This is a genomic window from Streptomyces macrolidinus, assembly GCF_023887685.1.
Taxonomy (GTDB): domain Bacteria; phylum Actinomycetota; class Actinomycetes; order Streptomycetales; family Streptomycetaceae; genus Streptomyces; species Streptomyces macrolidinus.
Genome location: NZ_JAMWMR010000043.1, coordinates 22,448 through 32,574 on the forward strand (window position 1 = coordinate 22,448; position 10,127 = coordinate 32,574).

The window sequence follows — 10,127 nt, forward strand, 5'->3', positions numbered from 1 at the left end:
CCCGTCAACAACAGGGCGACGAATACCGGAAGTTGCCACATTTCCCATCCATGGCTCGCCGTTCGTCAAGGCATCCGCCTAATTTCAGCGCTGCCACACCATTCGAAGAGAAGGACGAGACGGCGTGCGAACCATTGACCTTCCCCCTCAAGGACCAGGCCACTCCGCTCCGTTGACCCATGTGGAGTTCAGGCCCGACGGCAAGCGCCTGGCCAGTTGTTCGTACGACGGCTCGGTGCTCGTCTGGGACACCGCCGACCCGGCCCGGCCCACCCCGCTGGCCCGGCTGCGCCACCGCCGCCTGGTCAACGCCTCCGCGTGGAACCCGGCCGACCCCGAGGTCCTGGCCACCGCCTCGGCCGACAAGACGGTCGCGGTGTGGCGGGTGGACGACCGGGGCCGCACCACCCTGCACACCGTGCTGGCCCGGCACACCGACGACATCAACGCGGTCGCCTGGCTGCCCGACGGCGAGCGGCTCATCTGTGTCTCCGAGGACGGGCGCGCCACCTTGTGGTCGGCCGCCGACGGCACCTTCCTCGCCGAGGTCGGCGCGCACGAGGCGCACTGCATGATGGTGTCGGTCAGCCCGCAGGGCCTGGTCGCCACCGTCGGCGAGGACGGCCTGGTCGCGGTCAGCGACCCCGACGGCACGGCCCCGCCGCTCACCCGCCGCTACGACTCCTCCATCGAGGGCTGCGCGTGGTCCCACTCCGGCCGCCTGCTCGCCGTCGCCCGCGACGACGGCGCCGTCGACCTGCTCACCGCCGCACTGGACGTCGTACGCACCGTCGCCGTCTCCACCTCGGCCGCGCGCGCGGTGGCCTGGGCCGAGGACGACTCGTCCTTCGTCGTCGGCGCCTACGACGGCGCCCTGCACCACTTCGCCCTCGACGGCACCCTCCTCCACCGTGTCGAGGACCGCCGGGTGTGGCCGCGCTCGGTCGCCGTCGCCCACGGTGTCGTCGCGGCCGGCAGCTTCTGGAACGGCCCGCACCTGTACGACCTGACGACCGGCCGCGCACTGGCCGGGCCCGACGCCGCGACCCACGGCCCCAACGCCCTGGCCCAGCGCGGCGACGAACTCCTCGTCGGCACCGACTCCGGCCGCGTCGTCGCCATCCCCGTCGCCTTCGCCGAGGGTGCTCCGGCCCGTTCGATCGATCTCACCGACGGCCCGATCCTCTCCCTCACCACCGACGGCGACACCCTCTACGCGGGCACCTACTCCGGGCATGTGCTGCGCCACGACGGCACCACGCTCGTCTCCAGCCCCGCCCTCGGCGCCCCCGTGCCCTCCCTCACCGTCCACGAGGGCAGCGTCGTCGCCGGTACCTACAACGGGGAGTTCCTGCTCCTCGACCCCGACACCCTCGCCGTACGGGAGCGGATCGAGGCGCACGACGGTTCCGTGAAGTCCCTCGCCGCCGTCCCCGGAGGCTTCCTGTCGGCGGCCACCGACCGCACTGTCACGGCCGGTGGGCCGCACGAGCGCAGCACGCTGTGGGAGCACGGCAACCTCGTCAACGCGGTGGCCGCGCTCGGCTCCGAAGCCGCCGCCAGCGCCTCACGCGACCACACCGTCAAGGCCGGATACCTCACCCGTCTGCCCGACGGGAGCCTGGGCTCCGCGCAGGTGCAGACCCTGCTCGGCCCCGACGAGTCCGTCAAGTGCGTGGCGCTGCTGGGCACCGCCGAGCATCCCGTCGTCCTCGCCGGTTCCTACGACTTCGGGCTGTACGCCTGGCACATCGACTGGGACGACTCGGCCGCCACCCTCGCCTCGGGCCGCGTCCTCGCCGAGTTCACCCAGGGCCTGTCCTGCATGCTCCGCCTCGACGACGGCACGGTCGCCGTCGCGGGCTGGGACGGCCGCGTCCTCGTCGTCGGCCTCGACGCCGACGGCCGCCCCGTCATCGAGCGCTCGCTGCACCTGGCCGATCTGCTCCACACCCCGACCGCACCCCAGACGACCGCGCAGGGCGCCGCCCGCGCGGTGGAAAGCAGGGCCGCATGAACGTCACCGTAATGCCGCAGACCACCTGCGCCGTCCGCGCCCGCGTGCCCATCACCCTGGAGCGCGCCCGAGGCCGTACGGCCGAACTGGTCACCTTCCACGACCTGCCCGACGCCCAGGAACACATCGCCTGCGTCCTGCCCCACCCACCGGGCACCGTGCCCCTCGTCCGCATGCACAGCGAGTGCCTGACCGGCGACATGCTCGGCTCCGCCCGCTGCGACTGCGGACCCCAGCTCGACGAGGCGCTCACCGCCCTGGCCGACGAGGGCGGGGTCCTGCTCTATCTGCGCCAGGAAGGCCGCGGCATCGGCCTGTACAACAAGCTCGACACGTACGTCCTCCAGGACCAGGACATCGACACGTTCAGCGCCAACCGCCTCATCGGGCGCGGCGAGGACGAACGCGACTACCGGGCCGCCGCGGCGATGCTGCGCGCCCTCGGCCTGCACCGCATCCGGCTGCTGACCAACAACCCCGACAAGGTCGCCCAGTTGCGCGCTCTCGGCATCCGTGTCGAGGACGTCGTCCCCACCGGCGTCCATCTCACCCCGCACAACGCCCGCTATCTGTCGGCCAAGGCGGGCAGCGGGCACACCCTCGCGCTGCTGAAGGAGGCCGGGGCATGAACCTCGAAGACCTCGCGGACTCCCCGCACTTCAAGGAGCACGCGGACCTCGCCGACCCCGGCCGCGTCCACCGCTCGCCCGGCCCGCACGCGCTCTCCGCGGACCGGCTGCGGCTGGCCGCCGCCGTCGAGGACCCCTCGCTGCCGCTGCCCGAACGGCTCGCCGCCGGAGGCACGTTGGCCCTGATCGGCGACCCGCGCATCACGCCCTCCCCGGCCACCTGCTTCGTCCCCGGCGCCCAGGTCCCGATCGGCCTGCCCGCCGAGGAGGTCGCGTACGTCACCCGGTACTGGGCCGACAAGGGCGTCGAGGAGTCCTGGATCCTCAAGGAGACACCCGAACACACCGTGGAGATAGCCGACTTCTGGATCTCCCGCTACCTCGTGACCAACGGCGAGTGGCGCGACTTCCTCGCCGACACCGGGCTTCAGGAGCGCCCCACCACCTGGTACCTCGGCGCCTACCCCTGGGACCGCTCCAACCACCCGGTCGCCGGGATCCGTCCCGAACACGCCGACCACTACGCGCGCTGGCTCAGCGACCGCACCGGACACCCCTGGCGGCTGCCCACCGAAGCGGAGTGGGAGTACGCGGCCAAGGGACCCGAGGGCCGCCCCTACCCGTGGGAGGGCGGGTTCGACCCGGACGCCGCCAACACCCGCGAGTCGGGCGTGCACACGACCACCCCGGTCGGCGCGTTCCCGGCCGGACAGGCGCCCTTCGGCGCCCACGACATGGGAGGCAACGTGGAGGAGTTCACCGCCGACGACTACACCCCCTACCCGGGCGGCGAGCACATCGCCGACCACCTCGTCCAGTCGATGGGCACCTACCGCGTCGCCCGCGGCGGCAGCTTCGCCCGCTTCGGAGACCTCACCCGCACCCGCCGCCGGCACGGCGCCTTCCCCGGTCCGCTCTACCCCGTCGGCTTCCGCCTCGCCACCAGCGAGCGTCCGTCATGACCGCGCCCGTCATGCCGCTCCCGGCCACCGTCACGACCGGACCGGGACGCGCGTACGCACCCACACCGGCTCCGACCGGCACCGGCCTCACACACATCGAGCGGGCCCTGACCGCCCGCCGCCCCGATCGTGACGCCCTCGAAGCCCCTTTCGGCCCGCTGGAGCGGCACGCGACCCGCCTCCTGCCCGGCCTCGCCGCGCTCCGGCCCGACATCGGCCACACCCCGCTCGTCCCCGTACCCAGCCGCGACGGCCGCGGCACCGTATGGCTCAAGGCGGAGGCCGCCAACCGCACCGGCACCGTCAAGGCCCGTACCGCCTATGCCCTGTTGTGCGCGGCCGTGGCCCGGACCGGCACCCCTCGGGTACGGCTCGTGGAGTACTCGGGCGGCTCCCTCGCCCTCGCTCTCGCCGAGATGTGCGCCCACCTGGGCCTCGATCTGCACCTGGCGGTCCCGCACGGCTCACCCGCCCGGCTCGTCGACACCCTGCGCCGCCACGGCGCCCGCGTCAGCCACGCGCCCGAAGGCACCGGATTCCTCGGCGCCATGAACGAGGCCGCACGCATCGCCGAGGACGAGGACCGGCACCTGCTGCTCCAGCACTGCGCCCCCGAGGCCGTCGCCATGCACCGCGAACACACCGGCGCCGAGATCATCGCCCGGCTCACCCGGGAAGCCGTACGACCTGTCGCGTTCGCCGCGTCCGTCGGTTCCGCCGGTACCGCGGTCGGCACCACCCAGGCCCTGCGTGCCCGTTGGACCGGCTGCACCGCCGTGGCCGTCTTCCCCACCGAGGCCCCCTACGGCGACGGCCGCGCCCCCGGCGGCGCCCGCCGCATGAACGGCACCGGCGGCCTCGGCCACGGTCTCAAACAGCCCCTTCTGGCCCCGTACGAGGGCGACTTCGCCTTCGCCGAGGTCAGCTACCCCGAGGCCCTCGACGCGATGCGGCTGCTGCACCACACCCAGCGGATCGCCGTCTCCAGCAGTGCCGCGGGCGCCTGGCTCAGCGCCTCCCGCGTCATCGACCAGGGGCCGCGCGGCCACCACGCCGTCGCCATCGCCGCGAGCCGCGGCACACCGGAGGAGTGGGCCCATGCCACGGACCGCTGAACCCGCGGTGGGCTACACCGCCTACCGGCGTGTGGTGGCCGACTCCTTCGGCACCTGGTACGGCCGCCGACGCGACTCATGGACCGGCACCGACACCAACGAGGCGGTCACCCGCTTCGTCTGCGCCGAAGCCCCGGCCCCGCGCGCCGAGGGCCGCCGCCGCATCCTGGACGTGGGCTGTGGCCGCGGCCGTCAGACCACCGCCCTCGCCGAACGCCTCGACGCCGACACCACCGGCCTCGACCTGCTGGACGTATGGGACGCCCCGCCGCCCACCCGCGGCCAAGTCCGCTTCCGGCAGGGCGACTTCCTCGACTTCACCGACGACAACCTCGACATCGTCGTGGACAACGGCTGCCTCCACCACCAGCGCCGCGCCGACTGGCCCGCCTGGGCGGCCCACGGCGCCCGACTGCTGCGCCCCGGCGGGGTCCTCGCCGTCAGCGTCTTCCTCAGCCCCGACGGCGCGATCAGCGAACTCCCGCTGGACGACGGGCGGTTGAACTGGTGGCTGCCCGAGGAGACCGTCACCGACCTGTACACCCGCGCCGGCCTCACGGCCACCGGCCGCCAGGTGATCGACCGGGACTTCCAGTACCAGGGCCACTGGCTCTCCTACTTGGCGCTGTCCTTCCGCAAGGCCGAGGGATGACCGCCGACCGGGCCACAGCCCGACTCCCGTGAAGGGACCAGACATGCTCAAGGAGATCGACCTGCGACGGCCGGGCGGCCGGGAGCACCTGCGCGGCGCCCTGCGCGACGGGTTCTTCCTCGTCCGCAACACCGTTCCCGAGACCCTGCTGGACGAGGCGTACGCCTTCCTGCACGCCTTCTTCGCCCTGCGCCCCGAGGAGAAGAAGGCCTGCCACGTCCCCGGCAGCAACGGCCAGGCCGGCTACACCCCACCACTGATCGAGCACGCGGAGAAGGGCACGGTGCCCGACTGGAAGGAACTCTTCCACTGGGGAGCCCCGTTGCCCGCGCACCACCCGCTGCGCGTCCGCTTCCCGGCCCGCTACCCCGACCCCTACTTCCCCGACCACCTGGTGCCCGGTATCGGCTCGGCACTGCGCGAACTGCACACCCGTATGCTGCACTTCCAGCACGATGTCGTCCGCACCCTCGCGGACGCACTCGGCGCCCACCCCGACTACTTCACCGACATGCTGGAGGACGGCCCCGTCGTCAACCGGGCCACCTGGTATCCGCCGATGGCGCAGGCCCCCTCCGACCGTCACATCTGGGCGGTGGAACACCAGGACTTCGACCTGATCACCGCGCTGCCCCGGGCGACCGCGGCGGGCCTGGAGGTCCTGGTCGACGGGGAGTGGCTCGCCGTCGACGCACCCCCCGGACACGCCGTCGTCAACGTCGGCATGGTCCTCGACCGCCTCACCAACGGTCTGGCGCGCGCGGCCGTGCACCGGGTGGTGGCCAGGCCCGGCCAGAGCGAAGGCCGCCTGTCCATCGTCCAGTTCTGCCACCCCGCACCCTGGACCACGCTGACACCGCTGCGCGTCCCGGGCGCACAGGACAGCCCTCAGCGCTTCGCCACGCTGACGGCGGACGAGCTGTTCCAGCGCACGATGTACCGGATCAGGCGGTTGGACGCCCAGCGTGTGGGGACGTCGGGGCGATGAGCGGAACTATGGGGCGTGCGGCGAGGGTTGGGGTGGGAGCGGGTAACTCGACTACTCGCGGTGGCAGTTGGATTGAAAGTGCGGGTGTGGCGCGTGCGGGTGTGAGCAGAGGTACGCCTACGGGTGGGAGGCCTCGCGCAAGGCCCGTCCGCGGGGGCTCATCGGCGCCACCGTCCGTCCTGCGCCTGATCCGTGAGGATCTCCAGGCCGTCCTCGCCCGCGACCCCTCCTGCTCCGGCCGGGGGGAGGCGCTTCTGCACGCCGGCTGGCAGGGCCTGGCCCTGTACCGGCTCGCCCACCGCCACTACCTGCGCGGCCGTCGGCTGCGGGCCGCCGCGCTCACGCGGCTGGCCGGTCTGCTGACCGGTATGGAGATCCATGCGGGTGCCCGCATCGGCCGACGCGCCTTCATCGACCACGGGTTCGGTGTGGTCATCGGTGAAACGGCGGTCGTGGGTGACGATGTGACGATCTATCACGGAGTCACTCTCGGCTCGCGCGGCTGGCTGCGCGACAGCGAGGCGGGACACCGTCGCCACCCGATCCTCGGCGACCGGGTCCTGATCGGTACGGGCGCCTCCGTGCTGGGCCCGATCACCGTGGGCGACGGCACCCGCATCTCCGCCCACTCCCTCGTCCTCCACGACCTCCCACCTGGTCAGGGGTCGCGTGACGCCGGACCGACAGTGAACGGAACAGCCCGGCCCGCCCGTCACACCCGAACCCGAAGGTGACGAACTACTCTTCGATCCCGTCGAGTTCACGCTCTCCTCGCCCATGCTGCACGTGTTCCCGAACACCTGTCCCGCCCGGCGGGACCTTCACGTCCTGCATGGACGGAACGGAGAGTGATTCGCCATGCTCAGCAGGCGCTCCCTGATACAGGCCTCGGCCGCCACCACCGCCGCGGTCGCCCTGACCGCGGGCAGCGGTGGCCTCGTCCTCGCCGCCGGGAGCGGCACGGTGCCCTGGAGCACCCTGCGCGCCGCACTCACCGGCAGCCTCGTACTGCCCGAGGACTCAGGCTACGACACCGCCAGACAGCTCCAACTCGCCCAGTTCGACGCCATTCACCCACAGGCCGTGGCCTACTGCGCCACCGAGGCCGATGTCGCGGCGTGTATCCGCTTCGCCCAGGGCAACGGCCTGGCCACCGCCGTCCGTAGCGGTGGCCACAGCGCCGCCGGCTATTCCACGAGCCCCGGTCTCGTCATCGACGTCTCCCGGCTCAACCGCGTCCGCGTCTCCGGTTCCACCGTCCACGCCGGTCCCGGCTGTCAGGGCGTCGATGTCGTCAACTCCCTTGCTCCGTATGGACTTCAGGTGGCCGGTGGCACGTGCCCCACCGTCGCCATGGGCGGCTGGCTCCAGGGCGGCGGGCTCGGCTACGCCTCCCGCAAGTACGGCATGGGCGCCGACCGGCTCGTCTCGGCCCGGGTCGTCCTCGCCGACGGTCGCCTCGTACAGGCCTCGGCCAGCGAACACCCCGATCTGTACTGGGCGTTGCGGGGTGGCGGCGGGGGCAACTTCGGTGTCGTCACCGACTACGAGGTACGGCCCGTGCAGATCCCCGTCCTGACGCTGTTCAACCTCAACTTCCGCTGGGCGGACGCCCGTCAGGTGATCCTTGCCTGGCAGGACTGGATGGCCGACGCGCCCCGCGAACTGGCCACCGAGCTGATGTTCCTGTACTCCACCGACGCCCCCTCAGGCACCGAGCCCAACGTCGTCCTCACCGGCGGCTACCACGGCTCCCAGGGTGCCTGCGACGCCCTGCTGGACGCCCTCGTCGCCGCGGTCGGGCAGCCCGCCACCAGCCGCGACAGCAGTGAACTGCCGTACGCGCAGGCGATGATGCAGCTCTACGGCTGCGGCGACAAGACCGTCTCCGAGTGCCACCGCGTCGGCTTCACCCCTGACGCCCAGTTGCCCCGCGACACGTACACCAGCGGTCGCAATCTCTTCTTCGCCCGGCGCTGGACTTCCGCGGAGGCCCAGAGCGCACTGGACGCCTTCACCGCCGACGCGCGCCCCGGCCAGTTCCGCTTCCTCGGGCTGTTCCCCTACGGCGGCGCGATCAACGACATGGCGCCGACGGCCACCGCGTTCGTCCACCGCGACTCGCTGTTCAACGCCGGGTACTCCGTCACTCTGTCCACCGCCGACCCCGCCCAGGAGGACCGCGACCACGCCCAGGCGTGGGTGGACGGCGGCCACGCGACCGTGGCCCCTTACTCGAACCACGAGTCGTACCAGAACTACATGGACCCGGCCCTGACGAGCTGGCGCGAGGCGTACTACGGCCAGAACTACGCGCGCCTCCAGGCCGTCAAGCGCGCCTACGACCCCAACCGCTTCTTCCGTTTCGCGCAGGGCGTCGACTGACCTCGCCGTCGTGCCACGACCCGAAGGGAACTCCGTGACCCGCATCGGCGACCCACGCGACATCATCGTCATCGGCTCCGGCCCCGCCGGTTACACCGCCGCTCTCTACACCTCCCGCGCCCAGCTCGCCCCGCTGGTCTTCGCCGGCTCCCTCCTCGTGGGCGGCGCCCTGACCACGACCACCGAGGTGGAGAACTTCCCCGGCTTCCCGGACGGCGTCCTCGGACCCGACCTGATGGACCGGATGCGGGAGCAGGCGGAACGGTTCGGCGCCGAGATCGTCGACGACGACATCACCGCCGTCGATCTGACCGGGCCCGTCAAGACCGTCACCGACTCCACCGGCACCGAACACCGCGCCCGCGCGGTGATCGTGGCCACCGGCTCCCAGCACCGCAAGCTGAACCTGCCCGGCGAGGACGCGCTCAGTGGCCGCGGGGTGTCCTCCTGCGCCACCTGCGACGGCTTCTTCTTCAAGGACCGTGACATCGCGGTCGTCGGCGGCGGCGACACCGCCATGGAGGAGGCCACGTTCCTCAAGCGCTTCGCCCGGTCGGTGACGATCGTCCACCGCCGCGACACCCTGCGCGCGTCGAAGGTCATGCAGGAACGCGCCTTCAGCGACCCGAAGATCACCTTCGCCTGGCACAGCGAGGTCACCCGGATCCATGGCGAGGAGCGCCTGTCCGGCCTGACCCTGCGCGACACCCGTACCGGCGAGGAACGCCCGCTCGATGTGACGGGCCTGTTCGTGGCGATCGGCCACGACCCGCGCACCGACCTCGTCAAGGGCCAACTCGCCCTGGACGACGCCGGGTACATCGAGGTCGACGCCCCCTCCGCCCGTACCAGCCTGCCCGGCGTCTTCGCCGCGGGTGACGCGGTCGACCACAGCTACCGCCAGGCCGTCACCGCGGCGGGCACGGGCTGCGCGGCGGCGCTGGACGCGGAACGCTATCTCGCGGCACTGCGCTGAGAAGCAGGGGCCGCGCGAAGACACCTGCGAGTAATCTGAGAACGCCTGAGACCCTGCCGAGTTCCCGGACGTGAAGGACAACGGGAACTCGGCAGGGTCTTCGGCGTGGCGTGCGCTGACCTTCTCGGTACCCACGACGGCCGCCGCATGTCACCGGGAGAAGCGGCGACAAGCGACGGCCGAGGAGAACGAGGGGACGCAGTCGGTCAATCGATGCCCTGAAGGATGTGAGGTTCGGCGAGGTCGTCCTCGTAGCCGGCCAGGCGGATCGGGGCGACTTTCGCCCAGACCTCCAGGAATCCGAGATCCGAGGGTGCGGGGCCGCGCCGGGTGTCCTGCGTGGGGCCCTTGGTAGTCGGCTGCTCACTCACCCGTACTCTCCTTTCGCTCGGTCGGCTTGTCA

Annotated in this window: 10 protein-coding genes; 9 read left to right on the forward strand and 1 reads right to left on the reverse strand. The window is 72.1% G+C overall.

The window, feature by feature from the left end; all coding sequences use genetic code 11:
- Positions 1-124 precede the first annotated feature (124 nt).
- From NGF19_RS28785 to trxB, 9 genes are all read left to right on the forward strand, one after another.
- A complete protein-coding gene (locus NGF19_RS28785; protein WP_308288566.1) occupies positions 125-2,017 on the forward strand; it encodes a WD40 repeat domain-containing protein in 1,893 nt (630 codons plus the stop codon).
- The gene (gene ribA, locus NGF19_RS28790) at positions 2,014-2,646 is read left to right on the forward strand and encodes a GTP cyclohydrolase II RibA (protein ID WP_252428595.1); all 633 of its coding nucleotides are present in this window, start codon (positions 2,014-2,016) and stop codon (positions 2,644-2,646) included. The genes NGF19_RS28785 and ribA overlap by 4 nt, the downstream gene beginning before the upstream one ends.
- Entirely contained in the window at positions 2,643-3,608 is a 966-nt protein-coding gene (locus NGF19_RS28795) for a formylglycine-generating enzyme family protein (RefSeq protein ID WP_252428597.1), read from the forward strand. Before ribA ends, NGF19_RS28795 begins: the two co-directional genes overlap by 4 nt.
- On the forward strand, positions 3,605-4,723 hold the full coding sequence (locus NGF19_RS28800; protein ID WP_252428598.1) for a pyridoxal-phosphate dependent enzyme: 1,119 nt from the start codon (positions 3,605-3,607) through the stop codon (positions 4,721-4,723). The genes NGF19_RS28795 and NGF19_RS28800 overlap by 4 nt, the downstream gene beginning before the upstream one ends.
- A complete protein-coding gene (locus tag NGF19_RS28805; protein WP_252428600.1) occupies positions 4,707-5,375 on the forward strand; it encodes a class I SAM-dependent methyltransferase in 669 nt (222 codons plus the stop codon). Before NGF19_RS28800 ends, NGF19_RS28805 begins: the two co-directional genes overlap by 17 nt.
- A 43-nt stretch (positions 5,376-5,418) precedes the next feature.
- A complete protein-coding gene (locus NGF19_RS28810; RefSeq protein WP_252428602.1) occupies positions 5,419-6,363 on the forward strand; it encodes an isopenicillin N synthase family dioxygenase in 945 nt (314 codons plus the stop codon).
- Positions 6,364-6,464: 101 nt separating this feature from the next.
- Positions 6,465-7,097, forward strand: a complete 633-nt coding sequence (epsC, locus tag NGF19_RS28815) for a serine O-acetyltransferase EpsC (RefSeq protein ID WP_252428604.1) — start codon at positions 6,465-6,467, stop codon at positions 7,095-7,097.
- A 124-nt stretch (positions 7,098-7,221) separates the two neighbouring features.
- Complete coding sequence (locus tag NGF19_RS28820; RefSeq protein ID WP_252428606.1) at positions 7,222-8,748, forward strand: FAD-binding oxidoreductase; 1,527 nt, start codon at positions 7,222-7,224, stop codon at positions 8,746-8,748.
- A 43-nt stretch (positions 8,749-8,791) separates the two neighbouring features.
- Positions 8,792-9,724, forward strand: coding sequence for a thioredoxin-disulfide reductase (trxB, locus tag NGF19_RS28825; protein WP_252428612.1), 933 nt, complete (start codon positions 8,792-8,794; stop codon positions 9,722-9,724).
- A 206-nt stretch (positions 9,725-9,930) separates the two neighbouring features.
- Here the strand turns inward: trxB and NGF19_RS28830 are convergent, their stop codons facing one another.
- On the reverse strand, positions 9,931-10,095 hold the full coding sequence (locus NGF19_RS28830; RefSeq protein ID WP_252428608.1) for a hypothetical protein: 165 nt from the start codon (positions 10,093-10,095) through the stop codon (positions 9,931-9,933).
- Positions 10,096-10,127 lie beyond the last annotated feature (32 nt).

Coding starts and splice junctions, on each gene's coding strand:
- NGF19_RS28810 (WP_252428602.1), top strand. CDS start 5,419: ATGCTCAAGGAGATCGACCTGCGACGGCCGGGCGGCCGGGAGCACCTG.
- NGF19_RS28800 (WP_252428598.1), top strand. CDS start 3,605: ATGACCGCGCCCGTCATGCCGCTCCCGGCCACCGTCACGACCGGACCG.
- NGF19_RS28805 (WP_252428600.1), top strand. CDS start 4,707: ATGCCACGGACCGCTGAACCCGCGGTGGGCTACACCGCCTACCGGCGT.
- NGF19_RS28820 (WP_252428606.1), top strand. CDS start 7,222: ATGCTCAGCAGGCGCTCCCTGATACAGGCCTCGGCCGCCACCACCGCC.
- NGF19_RS28795 (WP_252428597.1), top strand. CDS start 2,643: ATGAACCTCGAAGACCTCGCGGACTCCCCGCACTTCAAGGAGCACGCG.
- ribA (WP_252428595.1), top strand. CDS start 2,014: ATGAACGTCACCGTAATGCCGCAGACCACCTGCGCCGTCCGCGCCCGC.